General features: G+C 46.9%; 18 protein-coding genes. 7 read left to right on the top strand and 11 right to left on the bottom strand.

Annotated elements, in window-relative coordinates; translation table 11 throughout:
- Nucleotides 1-25: 25 nt before the first annotated feature.
- The 5 genes from lon (at nt 26) to HMPREF2865_RS11805 (ending at nt 5,583) form a co-directional block, all read left to right on the top strand.
- A complete protein-coding gene (lon, locus tag HMPREF2865_RS10615; RefSeq protein ID WP_070647091.1) occupies nt 26-2,485 on the top strand; it encodes an endopeptidase La in 2,460 nt (819 codons plus the stop codon).
- Nucleotides 2,486-2,671: 186 nt separating this feature from the next.
- The gene (locus HMPREF2865_RS10620; RefSeq protein ID WP_070625332.1) at nt 2,672-2,941 is read left to right on the top strand and encodes an HU family DNA-binding protein; all 270 of its coding nucleotides are present in this window, start codon (nt 2,672-2,674) and stop codon (nt 2,939-2,941) included.
- Between the two features lie 351 nt (nt 2,942-3,292).
- Complete coding sequence (locus HMPREF2865_RS10625) at nt 3,293-3,562, top strand: FeoA family protein (RefSeq protein WP_003746882.1); 270 nt, start codon at nt 3,293-3,295, stop codon at nt 3,560-3,562.
- A 27-nt stretch (nt 3,563-3,589) separates the two neighbouring features.
- Nucleotides 3,590-5,458: a ferrous iron transporter B gene (locus HMPREF2865_RS10630; protein ID WP_070647093.1), complete on the top strand. Its 1,869-nt coding sequence runs from the start codon at nt 3,590-3,592 to the stop codon at nt 5,456-5,458.
- A complete protein-coding gene (locus HMPREF2865_RS11805) occupies nt 5,455-5,583 on the top strand; it encodes a FeoB-associated Cys-rich membrane protein (RefSeq protein ID WP_003683546.1) in 129 nt (42 codons plus the stop codon). Before HMPREF2865_RS10630 ends, HMPREF2865_RS11805 begins: the two co-directional genes overlap by 4 nt.
- A 120-nt stretch (nt 5,584-5,703) precedes the next feature.
- On the opposite strand, the gene HMPREF2865_RS10635 is transcribed toward HMPREF2865_RS11805, so the two are convergent.
- The 9 genes from HMPREF2865_RS10635 to yhbY all read right to left on the bottom strand — a co-directional run bounded on the left by HMPREF2865_RS10635 (nt 5,704) and on the right by yhbY (nt 18,546).
- Complete coding sequence (locus HMPREF2865_RS10635; protein ID WP_070647095.1) at nt 5,704-6,309, bottom strand: phosphatase PAP2 family protein; 606 nt, start codon at nt 6,307-6,309, stop codon at nt 5,704-5,706.
- Nucleotides 6,310-6,527: 218 nt separating this feature from the next.
- A complete protein-coding gene (locus HMPREF2865_RS10640) occupies nt 6,528-7,190 on the bottom strand; it encodes a DUF1287 domain-containing protein (RefSeq protein WP_234394567.1) in 663 nt (220 codons plus the stop codon).
- Nucleotides 7,191-7,413: 223 nt separating this feature from the next.
- Nucleotides 7,414-8,790: a UDP-N-acetylmuramate:L-alanyl-gamma-D-glutamyl-meso-diaminopimelate ligase gene (mpl, locus tag HMPREF2865_RS10645; protein WP_070647096.1), complete on the bottom strand. Its 1,377-nt coding sequence runs from the start codon at nt 8,788-8,790 to the stop codon at nt 7,414-7,416.
- Between the two features lie 400 nt (nt 8,791-9,190).
- Nucleotides 9,191-9,529, bottom strand: coding sequence for a P-II family nitrogen regulator (locus HMPREF2865_RS10650; RefSeq protein ID WP_070647098.1), 339 nt, complete (start codon nt 9,527-9,529; stop codon nt 9,191-9,193).
- 89 nt (nt 9,530-9,618) lie between these two features.
- On the bottom strand, nt 9,619-11,403 hold the full coding sequence (lpdA, locus tag HMPREF2865_RS10655) for a dihydrolipoyl dehydrogenase (protein ID WP_070647100.1): 1,785 nt from the start codon (nt 11,401-11,403) through the stop codon (nt 9,619-9,621).
- A gap of 77 nt (nt 11,404-11,480) precedes the next feature.
- Nucleotides 11,481-13,106, bottom strand: coding sequence for a dihydrolipoyllysine-residue acetyltransferase (gene aceF, locus HMPREF2865_RS10660; protein ID WP_070647102.1), 1,626 nt, complete (start codon nt 13,104-13,106; stop codon nt 11,481-11,483).
- A 240-nt stretch (nt 13,107-13,346) separates the two neighbouring features.
- Nucleotides 13,347-16,010: a pyruvate dehydrogenase (acetyl-transferring), homodimeric type gene (gene aceE / locus HMPREF2865_RS10665; RefSeq protein ID WP_070647104.1), complete on the bottom strand. Its 2,664-nt coding sequence runs from the start codon at nt 16,008-16,010 to the stop codon at nt 13,347-13,349.
- A gap of 592 nt (nt 16,011-16,602) precedes the next feature.
- Nucleotides 16,603-18,033 carry a tetratricopeptide repeat protein gene (locus HMPREF2865_RS10670; RefSeq protein WP_070647106.1) on the bottom strand — a complete coding sequence of 477 codons (1,431 nt, stop codon included), beginning with the start codon at nt 18,031-18,033 and terminating at the stop codon, nt 16,603-16,605.
- Between the two features lie 225 nt (nt 18,034-18,258).
- Complete coding sequence (gene yhbY, locus HMPREF2865_RS10675) at nt 18,259-18,546, bottom strand: ribosome assembly RNA-binding protein YhbY (RefSeq protein WP_070647107.1); 288 nt, start codon at nt 18,544-18,546, stop codon at nt 18,259-18,261.
- A gap of 111 nt (nt 18,547-18,657) precedes the next feature.
- Between yhbY and HMPREF2865_RS10680 the strand changes: the two genes are divergently transcribed.
- Complete coding sequence (locus HMPREF2865_RS10680; protein WP_070460733.1) at nt 18,658-19,278, top strand: RlmE family RNA methyltransferase; 621 nt, start codon at nt 18,658-18,660, stop codon at nt 19,276-19,278.
- Between the two features lie 70 nt (nt 19,279-19,348).
- A complete protein-coding gene (gene ftsH, locus HMPREF2865_RS10685) occupies nt 19,349-21,310 on the top strand; it encodes an ATP-dependent zinc metalloprotease FtsH (protein WP_070647110.1) in 1,962 nt (653 codons plus the stop codon).
- 103 nt (nt 21,311-21,413) lie between these two features.
- On the opposite strand, the gene tpx is transcribed toward ftsH, so the two are convergent.
- Both tpx and HMPREF2865_RS10695 read right to left on the bottom strand, forming a co-directional pair.
- A complete protein-coding gene (gene tpx / locus HMPREF2865_RS10690) occupies nt 21,414-21,908 on the bottom strand; it encodes a thiol peroxidase (protein ID WP_070647111.1) in 495 nt (164 codons plus the stop codon).
- A 42-nt stretch (nt 21,909-21,950) separates the two neighbouring features.
- Nucleotides 21,951-22,490: a hypothetical protein gene (locus HMPREF2865_RS10695; RefSeq protein ID WP_070647113.1), complete on the bottom strand. Its 540-nt coding sequence runs from the start codon at nt 22,488-22,490 to the stop codon at nt 21,951-21,953.
- Between the last annotated feature and the right edge of the window lie 71 nt (nt 22,491-22,561).

Consider the following 22,561-nt stretch of genomic DNA (forward strand, 5'->3'; position numbering starts at 1 on the left):
TTAACAATGATTGAGATTATTAACTATGCCGACAAAAGACAAATATTTCGAGGAATACAGTGCGCTGGCTACTTTGCCTTTACGCGATGTCGTGGTGTATCCGCATATGGTATTGCCGCTGTTCGTCGGTCGTCCTAAATCGATTGCGGCCCTTGAGGCGGCAATGGCTAATGATGATCCGGTTTTCCTGTTGGCCCAGCTTGACCCTAATACAGAAGACCCTAAAGCTGAAGATTTGCACCAAACTGGTACGGTTGCCCAAGTTTTGCAGGTTTTGAAGCTGCCTGACGGTACTGTTAAAGTGTTGGTGGAAGGTATCCGTCGTGCGCGCGCATTGACGGTTGACGAAACAGGCGGACTGTTTTTATCCTATGTTGAGGCGATTGATGAAAACAGCGACAAGGACAATCCCGAAATTGAAGCCTTGCGTCGTACCTTGCTGACTCAATTTGAGCAATATGCGAAATTGAACAAAAAAATCCCTGCCGAAGTTATCAGTACCATCAGTAGTATCGATGACAACAGCCGTCTTGCCGATACTATTGCCGCGCATTTACAGCTGAAATTGGAGCAGCGTCAATATGTGCTGGAGACTGCCGGCATTATTGAGCGTTTGGAATTTCTGCTGGCTCAGTTGGAAGCCGAACTCGACATCATGCAGGTTGAGAAACGCATTCGTGGCCGTGTGAAACGTCAAATGGAAAAATCCCAACGCGAGTATTACTTGAATGAGCAAGTAAAAGCGATTCAGAAAGAATTGGGCGAAGAAGACGAACGCGGCGAACTGGATGCGTTGGAAAACAAAATTAAAGAAGCAGGCATGAGCAAAGAGGCTGAAGAAAAATGTCTGTCTGAATTGAAAAAACTGAAAATGATGCCGCCGATGTCTGCGGAATCTACCGTCGTGCGCAACTATATCGATACTTTGCTTGAGCTGCCGTGGAAGAAAAAATCCCGTGTCAGCAAAGATATTGCCAAGGCTGATTTGATTTTGAATGCCGACCATTATGGTTTGGAAAAAGTCAAAGAGCGTATTTTGGAATATTTGGCCGTTCAAAAACGTATGGACAAGCTCAAAGGCCCGATTTTGTGTTTGGTTGGCCCTCCGGGGGTAGGTAAAACTTCCTTGGGTGAATCGATTGCCAAAGCCACAGGCCGACAATATGTGCGTATGGCATTGGGCGGCGTGCGTGATGAAAGTGAAATCCGCGGTCACCGCCGTACCTATATCGGCTCTATGCCGGGCAAAATCCTGCAAAACATGGCGAAAGCGGGTGTGAAGAACCCATTGTTTCTGCTTGATGAAATCGACAAGATGGGCAGCGATTTCCGTGGTGATCCGGCCAGTGCATTGCTTGAAGTGCTCGATCCTGAGCAAAACAATAAGTTCGCCGACCATTATGCCGAAGTCGATTATGATTTGAGCGATGTGATGTTTATTGCCACTTCAAACAGCTTGAATATCCCGACTCCGCTGCTTGACCGTATGGAAATTATCCGTCTGTCCGGTTATACGGAAGACGAAAAAATCAATATCGCCATGCAATACCTTGTGCCGAAACAAATGAAGCGCAATGGTGTGAAAGAGGGCGAGTTGGTGGTTGATGAAAGTGCGGTGCGCGATATTATCCGTTACTACACCCGCGAGGCCGGTGTCCGTTCGTTGGATCGCGAAATTGCCAAAATCTGCCGTAAAGTGGTGATGCAGGTTACTTTGAATGAGGACAAGAAAAAAGCGTCCAAATCCAAAACAGTAAGCAAGGCCAAGCCTAAAGCAATTAAAGTTACTGAGAAAAATCTGCATGACTATCTAGGCGTGCGCCGTTTCGACTATGGCGTGGCCGAAAGCGAAAACCGCATCGGCCAGGTAACCGGTCTGGCTTGGACTGAAGTCGGTGGCGAGTTGTTGACTGTTGAGGCGGTTGCCTTGCCGGGCAAGGGTACGATTCAATGTACCGGCCAACTGGGCGATGTGATGAAAGAATCAGTATCGGCCGCATGGTCGGTTGTCCGTTCCCGTGCCGAATCAGTGGGTCTGGCTCCTGATTTTTACGAGAAGAAAGACATTCACGTCCATGTGCCGGAAGGTGCGACGCCGAAAGACGGTCCAAGCGCAGGTATTGCCATGACTTTGGCGATGGTTTCTGCCTTTACCAAAATTCCAGTGCGTGCGGATGTGGCGATGACCGGTGAAATCACTTTGCGTGGCGAAGTGTTGCCGATCGGCGGTTTGAAAGAAAAACTGCTGGCTGCTTTGCGCGGCGGCATCAAGCATGTATTGATTCCGAAAGACAACGTCAAAGATTTGGAAGAAATCCCTGAAAATGTCAAAACCGGTCTGACCATCCATCCGGTCAAATGGATTGATGAAGTGTTGGCTTTGAGTCTGGAAACTCAGCCTGAGCAATGGGTTGCCGAATTGGCAGTTGCCGAGACCGTGCAAACTCCTAAGACAAAGTCAAGAACAAAAGCAACCAAGCATTAAGTTGGCCGTCTGATGTTGCAAAAAATGTGGTTTTGCCCTGAATGCCCCAAAAATAGGGCAATTCCACATTTTTTACTTGACATGATAATTTCAGAATTGCTATAAAGTGCGTATGTGCTTTGAAAGCGCTCAAGCCCCGAGTATTCGGGCATTTCATCATCTTTATACGATAGGAAGGGACTAATTGTGAACAAGTCTGAATTGATCGAAGCAATTGCTCAAGAAGCCGGCATTTCCAAATCTGCTGCGCAAAAAGCTTTGGATGCTACTACTAATGCCGTAACCAACGCATTGAAAAGCGGCGACACTGTTACTCTGGTCGGTTTCGGTACTTTCTACGTCGGCGAACGCGCCGAACGTCAAGGCCGCAACCCAAAAACTGGCGAGCCTTTGACTATTGCTGCTGCTAAAACTCCTAAATTCCGTGCCGGTAAAGCATTGAAAGACGCTCTGTAATTTAGAGTCTTTCCCTGAATGGGAATAAAAAACCGATTTGATTCGGTTTTTTATTTTGAAGGCCGTCTGAAACCTTTCAGACGGCCTTTAGTTTGTTGAGTGCATAAAAAGGCTGAAATCCTAATGATAAAAGGATTTTAGCCTTTTTAGTTTATCTTGTTACATTTGATTTTTATATTGATATACCTTATCATTAAGGGAAACAATAACAGTATTCAAAACAAACCGCACTTATCGAAAGAAGGGGCAAATAGCCATTCGTAAACAATCTTTCAAATGTGCTACACATTCATCATACTTCTCACGTTTTTTCAATAATCTATTTTTAAAACAAAAAGAAAAGAGAGACTTATGTCTGCTGTTCCTTTGTCGCGCCTGAAAAAAGGCGCAGTCGTACATATTGATTCCATTGCTCCCAATCCTGTTTTTGGTGATTTGGATACCTTGGTAACCCGTCGTCTTGCAGATTTGGGTTTTTCCAGCGGAATGCCGTTGCAAGTGATTGCAGTGGGTGGTTTTGGGAGAGGCCCGTTTGCGGTACGTTTGGGTAACCAATCTCAATTTTCCCTGCGTTCGGAAGAGGCCGGGAAGATTATGTGTCGTATCGTTGAGGCCGTTTAAGGCCGTCTGAAAGAATAAGGAAAAATGATGGAACTAAGCTATTTTGCCTTGATTGGCGCGCCAAACTGCGGCAAAACCGTTTTGTTCAACGGTTTGACCGGCTCACATGCCAAGGTTGCCAATTATCCGGGCGTAACTGTCGATAAGCGCGAGGGCGCCTTCCTCGACGACGAGGCCGTCCGCATTATCGACCTGCCGGGCACATACAGCCTACGCACGACCAGCCCCGACGAAGCGGTGGCGAAAGATGTAATGGTAGGCAAGATGGGCATTCCGCCCGATGCCATTATTGCCGTTGCCGACGCGACCAACCTGCGTATGACCCTGCGCATGATTTTGGAACTGAAAACGCTGGGACTGCCTATGGTGGTGTCGCTGAATTTGAGCGACGTGGCCCGCAAAAGGGGCTTGAATATCGACGCGGCCAAACTGAGCGAGTTGTTGGATGCACCTGTTTTGGAAACAGTTGCAGTGAGCGCGTCGGGTGTACAGGCTGTACGCGAAGCCGTGGCGAAGCTGCCGCGCAAACGCTCTTTCCCCGCAAACCCCGCCTCTGCCGAACGCACGCTCGATGCGCTGGATAGCGACAAACTTTATCAAGAAGTCGAATCGATTTTGGCACAAGTGGTACGCACCCAGATGACGCTGCCCGCATGGCACAAAAAACTCGACGACATCGTGCTGCACCCCGTCTGGGGCATGATTATGCTGCTGGTCATCCTGTTTATGGTGTTCCAAGCGGTTTACACATGGGCGGCGCCGATTATGGACGCCATCGAAGGTGGCTTTACCGCGCTGGGCGAATGGATAGGCGCGAACATGGAGCCGGGCATCCTCAGCGACTTGCTCGTCAACGGCGTCATTGCCGGTTTGGGCAGCGTGTTGGTGTTCCTGCCGCAGATTACGATTTTGTTTGCCTTTATCCTGCTATTGGAAGACTCAGGCTATCTGCCGCGTGCAGCCTTCCTGCTGGATAACATCATGGCAAAAAGCGGTTTGTCCGGCCGTTCGTTTATTCCCCTTTTGTCCAGCTTTGCCTGTGCCGTTCCTGCCGTGATGTCGGCGCGTACCATTAACGACCCGCGCGAACGCCTTGTTACCATCGCGGTTGCGCCGTTGCTGACTTGTTCCGCACGTTTGCCAGTGTATGCGCTGATTATCGCCGCTGTTATTCCTGACCGTACAGTGGGCGGTATTTTCAACCTGCAAGGCCTGACATTGTTTATTCTTTATATCGTAGGCATTCTGTCGGCCGCATTGGCAGCGTATATCATGAAACGCTTGGCGCGCATGAAAGGCAATGTGCAACAATTCCCACTCTTGATGGAATTGCCGACTTTCCGTACGCCTAACTTTAAACACATCATGACCAGCCTGTGGGATAGGGTGAAAGCCTTCCTGAAACGCGCGGGTACCATCATTTTTGCGTTGGCCGTAGTTCTGTGGGGCTTGGTAAGCTGGCCGCAACCGCCTGAAGGCGCAACCGGTGCAGCCATCGATTACAGCTTGGCAGGTACGCTTGGTCATGCTATTCAGCCGTTGTTTGCACCTTTGGGCTTTACTTGGGAAATGTGTATCGCCATGATTCCGGGTATTGCCGCGCGTGAAGTCGTCGTTGCCGCACTGGGTACGGTCTATGCCGTCAGCGCGTCGTCTGAAGATGCCGTACAAAACGCATTAATTCCCATCATACACAACAACTGGGGCTTGCCGACCGCCTTTGCCTTCTTGGCTTGGTATGTGTATGCTCCGATGTGTGCCGCGACTTTGACCGTAATTAAACGCGAAACCAAATCCACGAAAAATATGCTTATGATTACAGGCTATTTGTTCCTGATGGCTTATTTTGCCGCATTCGTGGTTTACCAAATTTCTTCAAGGATACTATCGTCATGACTCAATATATTATCGTCGGCTTGATTATGCTCGCCTGCGTATTCTTCCTCTTGCGAAAATTCGTATTCAAACCAAAAAAACGCGACTGCAGCAGCGGCTGTGGAAAATGTGGTGGTTGCGGTTAAATAAAGAGGGTTAGGTAAAAGTGAAAGGCCGTCTGAAAACTTTTCAGACGGCCTTTTTGTATGTTTGGACTATGGTTCAATTGTTGTTGTAGTGCTTTCTAAGATTCTGTGACAAAATGTTTAAACTGTCTTTTTTCTTGGGAATAGGATACAAGTGATTAAGAATATCAATGCTCCCCCTACGAAATCAATCAAATGGTGTTGATAGACAAATAAGACCGAAATGGCGAGTAAAAATCCCCATATACCAAAAAATGATTTTAAGAATTTGGATTTGAATTCTCTACAATAAACCTCAGCCGAAAGAAAAGCGAAACTCACATGTAATGACGGGCATTGATTAAAACTACTGTCCAATTTTCCCAAAATATAAAAGAAGGATTTTAAAATTTGGTTATCGACTTCAGGCTTGGGAAAATAAAATTTCATGGGAAATATTACAAATAGAGCAGTAGAAACTCCGATTAAAAAGGTTGCTCTTTTTATCAGTAATTTCAGACTGCTTTCGTTCTTTTCCAAAAATATAGTGACCAAGAAGAAAAACGGTGATGTCATATAAGGCAACATAAATATGGGCAAGAAAGGAATATTCCTTTCCCAGTCCATAAAATATGAAGGCACATTATCGACTGTATAGGTATAAAACTCAGCTCCCTTGTAAAAAACGACAAAAAATATTGATATAAAAATTGTATATTTAATCTTTAGTTTCGATAGCTTATCCACTTACCGATTCTCTCCATCCATGATTCCAATATAATTAAAATCGTAAAAATCCATCACATTATCATATGTATCAGTGATATGGAATATGTCGCACTGTCTCTAATATTTTGTCGGATGGTTATCCCACCTATGGTTTCAGACGGCCTCGAAAGGTGGATTGCAAAAAAAGCGCAAAACTACAGATTGGATATGATATTGAAGTGAATTTTTCAGTAGTCTCATGATTTATTGAATGGGAAGCCTGAAATGTCCAGTGATGGTGTAGCGGTAGAGGATATATCATCTTCACGGGTTCCTGAACCGATATTATGGATAATCAGAGGCCTATCGCCGATTTTTCGATCGGAGACGATGCCGATATGGGGACGGTTGCCTTTCAGTTCCCAAGTTACAATATCGCCAGCTTGATAGTTTGTATCTTGAACTGCCCAGCCTTGACGCGTGAAATAAGTTATTAGGTTAGGGACGCGGCGGTGATCGATATTAGTGTCCGGCTGTTTTAATCCCCAGCGTTTCGGATAAACGGAAAAATTCCGACTCATATCTTGATGAACAAGCTCTTGCAAATCTATATTTTGGTCACGTAAGGCTCGGATAATGACGTCTGTGCAAACGCCTTTTGATATCGGCACATCGCCCATCGGATAAGTGAGCTTCGTGTAAGCTGGGTCGTAACGAAGGGTTTTGCCAATTTGGTTTCGCGCAAATTGTACGATTTGCGGTGATGGTCCTTCGGGTTCGGTAATCTTCTGTTGTAGGAAATTGGTATTAATACTTGAGATAGAGTTGTGATGACGGGCAAAAAATACCGCTGTTGTAATCAGAAGGATAGAAAGCGCAATACTGAGAACTATGGGCTTAAAGAGAGTTTTGTGTTTCATGATATATGCACAGATTAGATGTTGTCTGCATTATTATCAGATTTTGGGGAGGCTTGGCAATGCATAATGGAAAAATGGTCTTGAGCAAGTATGTATGGGCTAATAATGGATGAGTGTTATTTGGGTATTATTAAAACGTTTTTTCGTAAATATAGATTTTAATTAGCACATGATAAAAGGCCGTCTGAAAACTTTTCAGACGGCCTTGGTTATTGGAGAAGGCTTATTTCAACGCTTCCAGCAGCTTTCCGTGTATTCCGCCGAAACCGCCGTTGCTCATGACCAAAATATGGTCCCCTGCTTCTGTATTTTTCACGATTTCGGCAACAAAGGCATCGAAGTCTTTGCCGACGTGCAGCTTGCTGCCTAAAGGCGCGAGGGCTTCAGCGACGTCCCAGTCTACGCCGCCGGCGTAGCAGAACACTTGGTCGGCATCGTTTAAGCTTGCAGGCAGGGCGGCTTTCATGGTGCCGAGTTTCATGGTATTGGAACGAGGCTCGAGGACGGCGAGGATGCGAGCATCACCGACACGTTGGCGCAGACCTTCGATAGTGGTTTCGATGGCGGTCGGGTGGTGGGCAAAGTCGTCGTAAACAGTGATGCCGTTTACTGTACCTTTGATTTCCATACGGCGTTTGACGTTTTTAAATGCACTCAAAGCTTCGCAGGCCGTCTGAATATCGACGCCGGCATGACGCGCGGCAGAGATAACGGCGAGGGCGTTCATGCGGTTGTGTTCGCCCATCAGTTCCCAAGCGACATGTCCGACCGTTTCGCCGTGATGGCGTACATCAAACGAGCCATCGGCATGGACGGTACCAACCTGCCAGCCTTGTTCGGTACCGAATTTTTCTACGGGCGTCCAGCAGCCTTTGTCCAAAGTATCTTGCAGGCTTTGCTGCTGGCCGTTGCAGACAATGAGGCCTTCAGACGGCACGGTGCGTACCAAATGATGGAATTGGGTTTGAATGGCGCCCAAATCGACAAAAATGTCAGCGTGGTCGAATTCCAGATTGTTCAAAATGGCGGTATGCGGACGGTAGTGTACGAATTTGGAGCGTTTATCGAAAAAGGCGGTATCGTATTCGTCAGCTTCGATAACGAAGAATGGGGATTTTGAATTAGGGTCTTGGCGCGGCGTTTGCGGCAGACGGGCGGAAACGCTGAAGTTTTCCGGTACGCCGCCAATCAGGAAGCCCGGTGCAAGGCCGGCATATTCTAAGACCCATGCCAGCATGGAGGCTGTGGTCGTTTTGCCGTGTGTGCCGGCTACGCCGAGCACCCAATGATGGTGCAATACGTTTTCAGCCAGCCATTGCGGGCCGGAAATATAAGGCAGGCCTTTGTTCAAAATGGCTTCAACCACATCCATGCCGCGTTTGGCAACATTACCGATAACGTAAATATCGGCTTTAAATTCGTCTAATTGAGCGGCATCAAAACCTTCGTGTACGTCAATGCCCAAGGCTTCGAGCTGGGTGCTCATCGGCGGATACATCTTTGCGTCGCAACCGCTGACTTTAAAACCTGCTTCTTTGGCAATAGCCGCTACGCCGCCCATAAATGTGCCGCCGATACCGATAATGTGGATGTGTTTCATGATAAGACTGTCTTTGGATAAATTAATTTTAAAGCCGTCATTATAACGGAGTTTGGATAAAGGGGTCGTCTGAAAAGTAAAGCGGCAATAAGAATAGGGAAAAATATGGGGGATTTGATTTTAGAAGTAGGGCGTTGAGGTTTTTAAGAATGGGATTGGGTAATTTATTTTTTGGAAAGAGTTATTTGATACGGTAAAGTCGTTCATGAAGGCCAAGGGAAGCATTGCCTTGAATTCCTCCATACTTGATGGCGTGAGGTTTTCGGTAACCGGTTTACTTGGATAGACTTTAGAGAATGGGGGGGTATTCAATTAATGCCGTCTGAAAAATAAGTCCTGAACAAACCACGCTACGACTTATTTTCAGACGGCATTTGTATTCTGTGTTTTGCGATTTCTATTAAAGCGCTGCTTCCGAGCGTTCACCGGTACGGATACGGATAGCTTCTTCAACCGGATAAATAAAGATTTTACCGTCACCGATTTTGCCGGAATGCGCGGTTTCCAAGATGGCATCAACAGCTTGATCGACTTTATCGTCAGCCAATACCAATTCGATTTTTACTTTAGGCAGAAAATCGACTGCGTATTCCGCGCCACGATAAATTTCTGTGTGGCCTTTTTGGCGGCCGAAACCTTTGACTTCGCTGACAGTCATGCCGGTAATGCCGATTTCAGTCAGGGTTTCGCGTACATCGTCAAGTTTGAAAGGTTTGATAATAGCTTCGATTTTTTTCATATTGAGTCTCCTTATTTGCGAAAAGGCCGTCTGAAACATTCAGACGGCCTTTGTTCCATCAAGTTCGTTCAAATTTTATTTGAGTGAACTTATTTCTTTTTCTGAGCAGGCAGGTCGGTACATACGCCCAATGCCACTTCCGCAGCCATACCGATGGATTCGCCCAGGGTTGGGTGTGGGTGGATGGTTTTACCGATATCGGCTGCATCACAGCCCATTTCGATGGCCAAGCAGACTTCGCCGATCATATCGCCGCCGTTAGGGCCAACGATACCGCCACCGATGATGCGGCCGGTTTCAGCATCAAAAATCAGCTTAGTGAAACCATTGTCGCAACCGTTGGCAATCGCACGGCCGGAAGCAGCCCATGGGAAGTTGGCTTTGGTGATTTTGCGGCCGGAGGTTTTGGCAGACAACTCGGTTTCGCCAACCCATGCCACCTCAGGAGAAGTGTAGGCAACGCCCGGAATAACGCGTGCGTCGAAGTAGGCTTTGTGGCCGGCGCAGTTTTCAGCGGCAACGTGGCCTTCGTGAACGGCTTTGTGTGCCAACATCGGTTGACCGACGATATCGCCGATGGCGTAGATGTGCGGCACGTTTGTACGCATTTGTTTGTCAACTTCGATGAAGCCGCGGTCAGTCACAGCAACACCGGCTTTCTCAGCGCTGATCAGTTTGCCGTTAGGCGCACGACCGGCAGCTACGAGTACGGCATCGTAACGTTGTGGCTCTTTAGGCGCATTTGCACCTTCGAAGGTAACGTAAACGCCGTCTTCTTTAGGCTCGACAGCAACAGTTTTGGTGTTAATCATGATGTTGTCAAAACGGTATTCGTTTTGTTTTTGCCATACTTTAACCAAGTCGCGGTCTGCGCCTTGCATCAGGCCGTCCATCATTTCAACAACATCCAGGCGAGAACCCAGAGTGCTGTAAACCGTACCCATTTCGAGACCGATGATGCCACCGCCGATAATCAGTAGTTTGCCCGGCACTTCTTTCAGAGCCAAAGCACCGCTGGAGTCGATGATGCGCGGATCTTCAGGGATGAAAGGCAGTTTGGTTACGCGGCTGCCTGCTGCGATGATACAGTTTTTGAAGGCAACGATTTTTTTCTCACCGGTAGGCGTAGCTTGTTCGTACACTTCGCTGGTCGTCAGAGAAACTTCCAAGTGGTGTGGGTCCAAGAATTGGCCATCACCTTGGATAATGTCTACTTTACGGCCTTTAGCCATGCCTGCCAAACCGGTAGTCAGGCGGGAAACAACGCCGTCTTTGTAGCCGCGCAGCATGTCGATATCGAGTTCAGGCTCAGGGTATTTGATACCGTTGGCAGCCAAGTGACGTACTTCATCGATAACGGCAGCGTTGTGCAACAGGGCTTTGGAAGGGATACAGCCGACGTTCAAGCAAACGCCGCCCAAAGTTTTGTAACGTTCAACGATGGCAACTTTCAAGCCTTCGTCAGCAGCAGCAAATGCAGCAGAATAACCGCCAGGGCCGCCACCCAATACGACTACGTCGTATTCGGCATCGGCAGAACCGCCGAATTGAGCAGCTTGAGGAGCAGGAGCGGCTGCTTTAGGGGCTTCTTGTGCAGGAGCAGCTGGTGCTTCGGCTTTAGGAGCAGCAGCTGCACCTTCGGCCTCAACGACAACAATCAAACCGCCTTCAGAGATTTTGTCGCCCACTTTAACTTTAACTTCTTTGACTACGCCTGCAACTTCGGCAGGTACGTCCATAGTCGCTTTATCGGTTTCCAAAGTAATCAGGGTATCGTCCACAGCAATGGTATCGCCCACATTTACTTCAACCGCAATAATATCTACATTTTCGTGACCGCCAATGTCGGGCACTTTCAATTCAACTAAGCTCATGTCTAATCTTTCTGAATGATGTTCGGACTTCTTTTTTCAGACGGCCTTTCTATACAGGCCGTCTGAAAATGCTCGGATTACAGGGTAATGCGGCGGAAGTCTTTCAACAGGTTAGCCAGGAATACGGTAAAGCGCATACCGGCGGCACCGTCGATGACGCGGTGGTCGAAGGACAGGCTCAATGGGCACATCAGGCGAGGAGCGAATTCTTTGCCGTTCCAAACCGGTTTGATTTGGGATTTGCACACGCCCAAGATAGCAACTTCAGGAGCATTCACGATCGGTGTGAAGCCTGTGCCGCCGATACCGCCCAAGCTGGAAATAGTAAAGCATGCGCCTTGCATTTCTTGTGGTTTGAGCTTGCCTTCGCGGGCTTTTTTAGACAATTCAGTCAGCTCTTGGCTGATTTGTTTCAAGCCTTTTTGATCCACATCTTTGATGACTGGAACAACCAAGCCGTTTGGCGTGTCGGCTGCAAAACCGATGTTGAAGTAGTTTTTCAGCACCAGGTTGTCGCCATCCAGAGAGGCGTTGAATTCAGGGAAGGCTTTCAGCGCAGCAACAGAGGCTTTAATGATGAAGGCCAATGGAGACAGTTTCACGCCTTCGCGTTCCCATTCTTTGTTCAGTTGTTTGCGGAATTCTTCCAATTCGGTCATGTCCGCTTCTTCGTGTACGGTAACGTGAGGAATCACAACCCAGTTGCGAGACAGGTTTTGACCGGAGATTTTCTTAATGCGAGACAGTTCTTTAACTTCGACGCTGCCGAATTTTGAGAAGTCAACTTTAGGCCATGGCAACAAGTCCAGACCACCGCCCAAAGAGGCAGCAGCAGGTTTGCCTGCACCGCTTTGCATAACGGATTTAACGAAGGCTTTAACGTCTTCGCCCATGATACGGCCTTTCAGACCGGTACCTTTTACTTGGCCCAAATCTACGCCCAATTCGCGCGCCAGTTTACGTGCAGAAGGACCTGCATGGGCTTTGGCAAATGCAGCTTCGTCGATTTTGGCAGCTGCAGGTGCAGCCGGAGCAGGCGCAGCGGCTGGTGCTGGAGCGGCAGCAGGGGCTGAAGCAGCGGCTGGTGCAGGTGCGGCAGCTTGAGCGGCAGGAGCAGGAGCAGCTGCGGCTGAACCGGCGGTTTCTACTTCGATAATGGCAGAACCTTCAGATACTTTGTCGCCAACTTTTACAAATACGGCTTTAACCACACCGGCTTCAGTACATGGTACGTCCATAGTAGCTTTGTCGGTTTCCAAAGTAATCAGGGTGTCGTCAACGGCAACAGTATCGCCAACTTTAATTTCAACGGCAATAACGTCTACGTCAGAGTGGCCGCCGATATCAGGTACAACAACTTGTACGGTAGCGCCTCCGGCAGGAGCAGCTGCGGGCGCAGCAGCTGGAGTAGCAGGAGTAGCAGGAGCTTCTGCTGCAGGAGCAGGAGCGGCATCAGCAGCGGCAGCACCGGTTTCAACGGTCAGAATAACGCCGCCTTCAGAGATTTTATCGCCAACTTTAACTTTAACTTCTTTCACGACACCGGCTGCATCAGCAGGTACGTCCATAGTGGCTTTGTCGGTTTCCAGAGTAATCAGGGTGTCGTCAACGGCGATGGTGTCGCCCGCTTTGACTTCTACTGCGATGATATCGACGTTTTCATGACCGCCGATATCGGGTACTTTGATTTCTACGATACTCATTTGAGTTCCTTTGATGATTTCGGTTTGAGGTCGTCTGAAAAACAGTTTCAGACGACATCACTTATGTTTTCCGGCACGGATAACCATTTCCAAGACAGCTTTTCTGCGCTTCGAACCTTTTGCACGACTTACGCCCGCAGCCCGGTAATTCAAGGTTTATCCGTTATACAAACCGTCAACGTATTCTTGATTCAGACAACCCCGCAAGCAAATTGACTTTGAGGTCGTCTGAAAACAGGATTAGCGTTTCCAGCTTGGCGCCACGTCGGCATTGATGCCGTATTTTTCGATGGCTTGTTGAACGGTTTCTTTGCTGACTTTGCCTTGTTCTGCCAATGCGCTCAATGCTGCCACGGCAACGTTGTAGCGGTCCACTTCGAAGAAGCGGCGCAGGTTGGCACGGCTGTCGGAACGGCCGAAACCATCGGTACCCAAGACATGGTAGTCGTTCGGGATGTAGGCGCGGATGCGGTCAGCATAGCTGCGGATATAGTCGGTAGCGGCAATCACTGGGCCGTCATGACCTTGCAGTTGAGAAGTAACAAACGGTACTTTTGCAGTTTCCAAAGGATTCAGGCGGTTGAAACGTTCTGCTTCGATAGCGTCGCGATGCAACAGGTTGAAAGATGGGCAAGACCAGATGTCTGCTTCTACGCCGAAGTCGGCTTTCAACAATTCAGCACCGGCAATGACTTCTTGCAGGATGGTACCGGAACCCATCAATTGAACTTTCTTGTCGCCTTTGCCGCCGGCTTTCAGCAGATACATACCTTTCAGGATGTTTTCTTCTGCGCCTTCAGGCATATCCGGGTGAGCGTAGTTCTCGTTCATCAGGGTGATGTAGTAGAACACATCCTCATTGTTGGCATACATACGGCGCAGACCGTCTTGAACGATAACGGCTACTTCGTATTGGAATGTCGGGTCGTAAGAAACGCAGTTTGGAATCAAATCTGCTTGAATATGGCTGTGGCCGTCTTCGTGTTGCAGACCTTCACCGTTCAGCGTTGTACGGCCGGCAGTACCACCCAACAGGAAGCCGCGTGCATGCATATCGCCGGCAGCCCATGCCAAGTCGCCGATGCGTTGGAAACCGAACATAGAGTAGTAGATATAGAAAGGAATCATCGCAAAGTTGCTGTTGGCGTAGCTGGTTGCAGCCGCGATCCAGTCAGCCATTGCGCCTGGCTCATTAATACCTTCTTGCAAGATTTGACCGTCAACAGATTCTTTGTAGAACATCAGTTGGTCTTTATCTTGAGGGGTATATTGTTGGCCTTTAGGGTTCCAAATACCGTATTGGCGGAACATACCTTCCATACCGAAAGTACGGCTTTCGTCAGGAACGATAGGTACAACGCGTTTGCCGATTTTTTTGTCTTTCAACAGGGTAGACAGGATGCGTACGAAAGCCATGGTGGTGGAGAATTCACGGTCACCGCTGGATTTCAGTTGGGCATCAAATGCTGACAGTTCAGGCACTTCCAGAACATCTTGGGTTGGGTTGCGTTGAGGCAGGTAGCCACCCAAAGATTCACGGCGTGCGTGCAGGTATTTGTATTCTTCGCTGTCAGGAGCAAAAGTCAGGTAAGGCAGGTCGCCACTGTCGATTTGCTCGTCAGTTACAGGAATGTCAAAGCGGTCACGGAATTGTTTCAGAGACGCTTTGTCCATTTTTTTGGCTTGGTGGGCAACGTTTTGACCTTCGCCGGATGCACCCATACCGTAACCTTTAATGGTTTTTGCCAAGATTACAGTAGGTTTACCGTTGGCGTGGTTCGCAGCGCGGTCGTAAGCGTTGTAGACTTTTTGAGGGTCATGACCACCGCGGTTCAATGCCCAAATTTCGTCATCAGTCATATCGGCGACCAATGCTTTCAGTTCAGGCGTATTGAAGAAGTGTTCACGGACGTATGCGCCGTCTTTGGATTTGTAAGTTTGGTAGTCACCGTCCAAGCACTCTTCCATACGTTTACGCAGGATGCCATCTTTGTCTTTTGCCAAGAGGCGGTCCCAACGACGACCCCAGATGACTTTCACAACATTCCAGCCGGCACCGGCAAAGTTGCCTTCCAGCTCTTGAATGATTTTGCCGTTACCGCGTACTGGGCCGTCCAAACGTTGCAGGTTACAGTTGATGACGAATACCAAGTTATCCAAGCCTTCGCGTGAAGCCAGAGCAATAGCACCTTGGCTTTCAGGTTCATCCATTTCGCCGTCGCCACAGAATACCCATACTTTACGGCCTTTGGTTTTAGCCAGGCCGCGAGATTCCAAGTATTTCAGGAAGCGTGCTTGGTAAATCGCCATCAATGGGCCCAGACCCATAGATACGGTTGGGAATTGCCAGAAGTCAGGCAACAGGTGAGGGTGAGGGTAAGAAGGCAGGCCTTTACCGTCAACTTCTTGACGGAAGTTGTTCAGCTGGTCTTCAGTCAGACGGCCTTCAACGAACGCACGTGCGTAGATACCAGGGGCTACGTGGCCTTGGAAGAATACCAAATCGCCTTCTTCACCTTCGCCTTTAGCTTTCCAGAAGTGGTTGAAGCCGACTTCGTACATAGTGGCGGCTGATTGGAAAGATGCAATGTGTCCACCCAATTCCAAATCTTTTTTACCCGCGCGCAAAACGATAGCGGCAGCGTTCCAACGAACGAATGCACGGATGCGGTGTTCGATGTTTTGGTCGCCGGGGATGCCTTTTTCGTCTTCTACGGAAACGGTGTTCAAATATGGAGTAGTGGTGCCGTGAGGCATACGGATGCCTTTGTCACGGCTGTATTTGACCAAACTTTCCAGCAGGTATTGGGCGCGTTCGCTACCTTCATATTCTAAAACAGAGCTTAACGCGTCTAACCATTCTTTGGTTTCAATTGGGTCAACATCGTGTAATTGGGTGGACATAATATCTATCCTTGTGTTGAGTGTTTTTCAATGACGGAGTATTACTCCGATATTTTCGTTTGCGAACAGATGTGAGTTTAAAACGAAAATTCCTAGAGTTAAATTCGAAAAAAGTTTTAATTACTGAAATATTATCAATACGTTATAACCGTTGATAAAAAATCAGAAAGAATTGAACTTTTTACAAACCAGCTAACCTGCAAATGCTATCAGTAATTGGGCAAACTGGCAAATTGTGCTGTAGATATTGATAGGATTTAGAGGTTGAAATTAAGATTTTTTAAAAGAGTTATGTAGCTTGTTTTTAAATCGAGATATTGAGTGGATACAGTAAAAAAGCATCAGATATTTGAGAAAGTTTATTCGAATACGAAAAATATTTTTCAAATTTTGTTGTAAATAGAAAATTAAATTTAGATTATCTGGTTTTTTACAAAGAGAATAGGCCGTCTGAAGACTCTAAAGAGATTAAGGAGAAATGGGATTTGAAGATGGCGATTGTTGAGGAAGGGTAAATGAAAAAAATGACATGTACAGGCTACTTTAGCGCTGACATGTCATTTATGTAGGAAGTTAGAATTTCAGACGGCCTCTAATTATCAGTAGAGCCTTTTTGAGAGAATTGCTTCCATTGAGTCAGAAGCTCTTTGAGAACGTCTTGCTGTTCATGTCCATGTTGGATGGCTTCTTGCAACCAGAAGCAAGCATTGTTGATGTCTTTTTTTACACCCATGCCGTGATAATACAGGCAGGCAAGATTATATTGAGCCATCGTGTCTCTTTGTTTGGCCGCTGCTTCAAACCATTTTGCAGCTTGGGCGTAGTCGACAGGTACGCCTTGTCCGCAGTAATACATCATGCCAAGATTGGTTTGGGATTTACTGTGTCCACGTTCTGCGGACTGATGGTATAACTCCAGTGCTTCAGTGTAATTCTGTTTGCGTTTTAAGCCATAGTGTGCTGCAAATGCCAGCTTGTACAGACGCTCGGCTTCCTGACGTTGGAGGGCAATTTCTTTCGTCAGTTCATAGTTTTGCTGGTTATTCAACGCGCTGTCAGACAGAAGTTTTTGGTAAGCGACAAGATTACCTAAATCGGCCGAGCGTTGATAATATTGACGGGCGGTGTCTGCATCAACTGATCGTCCCAATCCGTAGCGATGGATATCACCTAAAAGGCGCAAACCTTCCGGATCATTTTGATCCGCAGCAAATTTAGCGTGCTGATAGGCCTTCTGAGGGTCTCGTTCGGTGTTTTTGCCTAGCAGATAGATTTCGGCAAGTGCTACATTCGCATTGCTGTCACCTTGTGCGGCAGATTTTTCAAACCATTCCAATGCTTCAGCAGGATTTGATGCGGCTAAGAGTTCTGCAAGAGAAGTTTGAGCTGGAACAATGTCGTAATCGGCGGCAATACGTAAATGTTCGATTGCTTTTTCAGGATTTTGTGCGACACCTTGCCCCAATTTGTATTGGAGACCGAGTTGCCAGTGTGCTGCAATAAATCCCTGTGCAGCGGATTGCTGATAAAGTTTATGAGAATATTCCAAATCAGAAGAGCTGGAATATTGGTAATGTTGGGCTAAGAAGTATTGTGCCTGAGGATTTTGCTGTTCGACAGCTTTCAATGCCCATTTGACTGCTTCTTGGTCATTGCCATTATCTGCATATAAACGCATGAGGTGTAGTTGTGCTGGGGCTAATCCTTCTTCAGCAAGCTCTTGATAGGCTGCAATGAGCTTTTCTATTTCTATTCCATTATTTTCTTGTAACTGGAGAAGATTATAGCGGGCGTATGGATGACCAGCTCTTGCAGCTTGCTTTAAATATTCAACTGCAATTGCTAAATCTTGCGCATTTTCGTGGTGTTCGATCAGACATCCTGCTAGCTGAAATGCGGCCTCAATATGCCCGGCTTCTGCTGCCTCGCAGAGCAATGGGATGGCTCGTGCAAAGTCAGGAGGGTCTTGAGTGATTAATTTTTCTGCTAGAAGAAAAGATTCTTCATATTGTTGAGCATTCATCGGTTTGCTTTTATATTTTGCGAAGGATTAAGAATAAAATAATCGGCCGACAGAGTGCGGCCGTTATGATTTTGTAATTTTGAGGTTATTTACAAAAACAGACGACCGTATTTGTATTTTTATACTTAGAATAATGGAATAAATCATTTCGTACTGCATAAATACAACAGAAGGATATGATTAAAGTGGATTGAGAAAATACTTCTGCTGTTTATTCAGTTTAAATTATTCGTCTTCCGGTTTCTTACGCCACAAAACAAGTAATTTGCCAATATGTTGCACCAGTTGAGCCCCCAGTGTTTCACACAGGGCATTGCAAATTTCAATACGTTCAGCGCGATCATCGCCAAAAACACGGACTTTAATCAATTCATGTGCTGTCAATGCGGCATCGGTTTCTCTGATGACTGAGTCGGTCAAGCCTTGTTGGCCAACCATAACAACAGGATGGAGGTGATGTGCTTGGGCTTTCAAGGCCAAAATTTCTTTGGTGCTTAATTTGTTGTCGCTCATATTAATAAGTATCCAATTCAAAAGAATAATGGCTATATTGTACGCGATTTAGAACATTTACGGGGGAAATAACGTACAATGCTGATTTTAACTTAAGCATTTCAAATCAAGATGGCTGTACGCTCAAAATCTTCAAAAGCATGGCTGCATGAGCACGTCAACGATCATTATGTCCATATGGCACAAAAGGACGGATATCGTGCCAGAGCGGCTTATAAATTATTGGAAATAAATCAAAAAGACAAATTAATCAAGCCAGGTACGGTTTTGGCGGATTTGGGCAGCGCGCCGGGAAGTTGGTCACAGGTTGCGGCCAAGCTGGTCGGTAAAACAGGAGCAGTGTTTGCTTTGGATATTTTGCCGATGGAAGCTATTGAAGGTGTGTCGTTTATTCAGGGTGACTTTAGGGAAGATGCTGTTTTGGAGCAGTTTGAAGCCTTATTGGATAATCGTCCGTTAGACCTTGTAATCTGTGATATGGCACCCAATATGTCAGGCAATGCCGTAACCGACCAGGCACGCAGTTTTTATTTGTGTGAACTGGCCTTGGATTTTGCCTCCCAACATTTGAAAACCGGCGGCAGTTTTTTAGTGAAGGTGTTTCAAGGCGCGGGTTATCAAGAGTATACGGCGGCTATGCGTGAAATTTTTGCCAGTGTACAAACCCGAAAGCCGGATGCTTCCCGCAATCGTTCCAGTGAGATTTACCTATTAGGTAAAAATAAACGCTGACAATGTAGGGTGGGTGCTTTAAAATTCTTTCCCTTGATTTTATTTATTTTGTAACCATGGAGCCTGTTCAGTGGGGAATACCATTAAAAACATATTAGTCTGGGTAGTGGGTGGTGCTATGCTTTTAGCAGCATTCAATGCGCTCAGCGATAAGCAGGAAGATAAACAGCAAATCGAATATTCTCAATTTATTCAGCAAGTTAATAGTGGCGAAGTATCCAATGTCAATATTGAAGGATCTGTTGTCAGCGGCTATCTGATTAAAGGTGAGCGCACCGATAAAACTGCCTTCTATACCAATGCGCCTTTGGATGACAACTTGGTTAAAACACTGTTGGACAACAAAGTACGCGTCAAAGTGACTCCGGAAGAAAAACCAAGCATGCTGGCCAGTCTGTTTTACAGCCTGCTGCCTGTTTTGTTGTTGATCGGTGCATGGTTCTACTTCATGCGCATGCAAAGCGGCGGTGGCGGTAAAGGCGGCGCATTCTCTTTTGGTAAGAGCCGTGCACGTTTGTTGGACAAAGATTCCAATAAAGTTACTTTTGCCGATGTTGCCGGTTGTGATGAGGCTAAAGAAGAAGTACAAGAAATCGTGGATTATCTGAAATCTCCTAATCGCTATCAAAGCCTGGGTGGTCGTGTACCGCGCGGTATTTTGTTGGCCGGTAGCCCTGGTACGGGTAAAACATTGCTGGCTAAAGCGATTGCCGGTGAGGCCGGTGTGCCATTCTTCAGCATTTCAGGTTCTGACTTCGTAGAAATGTTTGTCGGTGTCGGTGCGAGCCGTGTCCGCGATATGTTCGAGCAGGCCAAGAAAAACGCGCCATGTATCATCTTTATTGATGAAATTGATGCGGTTGGCCGTCAGCGTGGTGCTGGTTTGGGCGGTGGTAATGATGAGCGTGAGCAAACATTAAACCAATTGTTGGTTGAAATGGATGGTTTTGAAAGCAATCAAACCGTTATTGTGATCGCAGCAACCAACCGTCCTGATGTACTTGACCCAGCGTTGCAGCGTCCGGGCCGTTTTGACCGTCAAGTCGTTGTTCCATTGCCTGATATCCGTGGCCGTGAGCAAATCTTGAAAGTACACGCTAAAAAAGTACCTTTGGATGCATCCGTAGATTTGACTTCTTTAGCACGCGGTACACCTGGTTTTTCAGGTGCGGATTTGGCAAACTTGGTCAATGAAGCAGCTTTGTTTGCCGGTCGTCGTAATAAAGTTAAAGTCGATCAAAGCGACTTTGAAGATGCTAAAGACAAAATCTACATGGGTCCGGAGCGTCGCAGTATGGTAATGCACGAAGATGAAAAACGTGCGACAGCCTATCATGAGGCCGGTCATGCAATCGTAGCGGAAAGCCTGCCGTTTACCGATCCGGTTCACAAAGTAACGATTATGCCTCGTGGCCGTGCATTGGGTTTGACTTGGCAGCTGCCTGAGCGTGACCGCATCAGTATGTACAAAGACCAAATGCTGAGCCAGCTCTCAATCTTGTTTGGTGGCCGTATTGCTGAAGATATTTTTGTCGGCCGTATTTCTACCGGTGCATCTAACGACTTTGAGCGTGCAACTCAAATGGCACGCGAGATGGTAACGCGTTATGGTATGAGCGACAAAATGGGTGTGATGGTTTATGCTGAGAACGAAGGTGAGGTATTCTTGGGTCGCAGCGTAACCCGTTCTCAAAATATTTCCGAGAAAACCCAACAAGATATCGATGCGGAAATCCGCCGTATTTTGGATGAGCAATACCAAGTGGCTTACAAAATCTTGGATGAAAATCGTGATAAGATGGAAACCATGTGCAAAGCACTTATGGATTGGGAAACCATCGATCGAGACCAAGTTTTGGAAATTATGGCCGGTAAACAGCCTAGTCCGCCTAAAGATTATAGCCACAATGTCCGCGATGACAAAGTGGAAGAGTATGAAGCGCCTATTGCTGAAGCTGCTGAAGCTGTTGAGCAAAATGAGGTTCAGAATACTGAGTCAGTAGAAACAGACAAAACAGATAAATCTGTATAAGGTTTGAAACAGAAAACGGTAGCTTTTAAGCTACCGTTTTTATTTTGAAGATAAGCTAAAGGCCGTCTGAAAATTTTCAGACGACCTGATTTTATTGAGTCAATTACAAAACAGCTAAAGCTGCTTCGTAGTCAGGCTCGTTCGCAATTTCAGAAACCAACTCAGCGTGGAGAACTTGGTTTTGATCATTTAAAACCACCACTGCGCGGGCAGTCAGGCCGCGTAATGGGCTTTCTGTCAGTGTTACTCCGTAATCGTTAGAAAAGCTGCTGCGGAATGTGGAAAGTGTCACTACATTTTCTAAACCTTCTGCACCGCAGAAACGGGCTTGTGCAAACGGTAAATCGGCAGAAATGCACAAGACGACGGTATTTTCTAACGAAGAGGCACGTTTGTTGAAAGTGCGGACGGACTGGGCGCATACACCTGTGTCAATGCTAGGGAAAATATTCAGCACTTTGCGTTTGCCTGCATAGTCAGCCAATGATTTCTCAGATAGGTCTGCTGCTACCAATGTGAAATCAGGTGCAACTTGGCCGATGGCAGGCAAATTGCCGTTTGTAGAAATAGGTGAGCCTTGGAAAGTAACTTGAGCCATGATTCAGTCCTCGTGTCAGGGGAAAATAGGATGGTTAGAAGTTTAGTAATGACGGCGACGGAAATAGAACATGCCTTCGCTGTCAATTTCTAAAATATAGCGGCCGTTTTGTACGGCGGCATAACCGCTTTTGCCTTCGGTATAAGGCTGCAAAGCAGCGTGTGAAATCAGATAGTCGGTCAGTTTGCCGCCGTCTTGGGCAATATTGTCCACCATTTTTGCAAAGGCTGTGTGGCAGACTCCGTTGGCTGACCAGCCGGCTGAAACGCCTTTTTCATTTTTTTCCATGCATTGGCCGCTGATGACTTCTAAGTCGGTAGGGTGCTTGCCAATCAGATTGATGACGCCACCCTCTATGCCGTTAATCGGATAGGTACGTTGTTTTTTACCTTCTTTGGTTTCGCCTTCTTGAGCTGTACCTAAATCCAAACCGGCTATGGCTTGTTCATCGATATATTTAACTTTGAAGGTAGGTTTGGGTGCTTTGCCTGAAGTAATATCATTGGCTGCAGTATCTTCAGATTTACCGCCGCAGGCAGCCAATGAAAGGCTGAGCAAGATAAGGGGGAAGGTTTTTTTCATATGAGAAACCCTAGAAAATGATTATATTTCAAATGATAAACGATATTATGGCCGTCTGAAATTTTCAGACG

This window comes from Neisseria sp. HMSC073G10 (assembly GCF_001812605.1).
Classification (GTDB): Bacteria; Pseudomonadota; Gammaproteobacteria; order Burkholderiales; family Neisseriaceae; genus Neisseria; species Neisseria subflava_A.